Origin of the sequence: Pseudoalteromonas sp. GW168-MNA-CIBAN-0100 (genome assembly GCF_040309225.1) — a bacterium.
Lineage (GTDB): Bacteria > Pseudomonadota > Gammaproteobacteria > Enterobacterales > Alteromonadaceae > Pseudoalteromonas > Pseudoalteromonas arctica.
Window position 1 is genome coordinate 1 of the sequence record NZ_JBEOOL010000352.1, and the last position, 312, is coordinate 312.

The 312-nt window shown below is 45.8% G+C and carries 1 protein-coding gene; it reads left to right on the forward strand.

Annotated elements, in window-relative coordinates; translation table 11 throughout:
• The coding region (locus tag AAEY62_RS21430) for a Rossmann-fold NAD(P)-binding domain-containing protein (protein WP_502935539.1) at nt 1-292 on the forward strand (292 nt) is incomplete at its 5' end.
• Nucleotides 293-312 lie beyond the last annotated feature (20 nt).

Sequence of the window (312 nt, forward strand, 5' to 3'; positions counted from 1 at the left end):
GCGTTTTATTGCAGGTAAAGAGCTAAATACCTCTGCCGAGCAAGTCGTTAATATGGTGCATCAGCAAGATGTGATTAACGCTATTTTTGCGGTGCTTGAGCATTGGCATCAAGGGCAGAGTATTTATAATGTGGTTAACCCGTCGCATCCTTGTAAGCGCGATTACTATGCGCAAAAGTGCCAACAACATGGCGGCGAAATGCCACGCTTTACGGGAACAGATACGGCTGAGCGCAAAGTGCTTGGCTCAGCCATTGAGGCGTTAGGGTTTAGTTACCAATACGCAATTTAATAAGATACTAAGCAGTCACC